At 70.5% G+C, this 678-nt stretch carries 1 protein-coding gene; it reads right to left on the reverse strand.

The genetic code is table 11. The features are described 5' to 3' along the window. Positions 1-154: 154 nt before the first annotated feature. Positions 155-678: hypothetical protein (locus KME75_RS42215; protein ID WP_219420700.1), on the reverse strand; the 524-nt coding region annotated here is incomplete at its 5' end.

Genomic DNA, 678 nt, shown 5'->3' on the forward strand with positions numbered 1-678 from the left:
AACAGCAGATCGCCGTACCGCGCACTGAACCCATCGACCACCACCGAAGGTTCCCAGCAGCTGCCCCGAAGGGGCCACCCGTTCCGGGCGGGGTCCCGGAAGGGGACTGGGGCGCTAGGACCGACGAAGTCGGTTTGATCGAGTCAAGGTCGGTTCAGGCGGCGAATCCGGCTTCTCGGGTGAGGTGGTCGAGGGCGCGCTGGTAGTCGCGGGCTGCGGTCCGCAGCGCGCTGGGGGCGGGTGGGTCGGGGTCGGTGAGGTGTGCGAGGCCGGGCTGGAGCAGCTTGGTGTCGATGTGGGTGATCAGCATCGCGTGGTGCAGCCCGGTCTCGGTGAGCTGGTAGCGGTGGCTGCGGGGGATGCGGGCGATGAGTCCGTGGGCGCGCAGTCGACGCAGGTCGTAGCTGATCTGGCCGGCGCTGATCTGCGCGGGTGCTCTGCCGAGCAGCCCGGCGAGCAGCGCGCGGAGGTCGCGGTTGCGGAACCCGTGCGGGAGCAGCCGGAACACCAGCAGTGCTTGCAGCAGGGCGTGTGCTCTGCGGTCACCGAGGCGCAGCCCGGCGATCCGGTTGCCCTCGCTGGTGATGGTCGGGTCGTGCACGGCGGTGAACGCCTCGGCGGCGCGGATCGGGTTGTGGCTGAGTCGTTGGACGCCCAGCAGGCGCCTGTTGGCGGAGA

This window comes from Pseudonocardia nigra, assembly GCF_019396355.1.
In the GTDB taxonomy this organism is placed as follows: Bacteria; Actinomycetota; Actinomycetes; order Mycobacteriales; family Pseudonocardiaceae; genus Pseudonocardia; species Pseudonocardia nigra.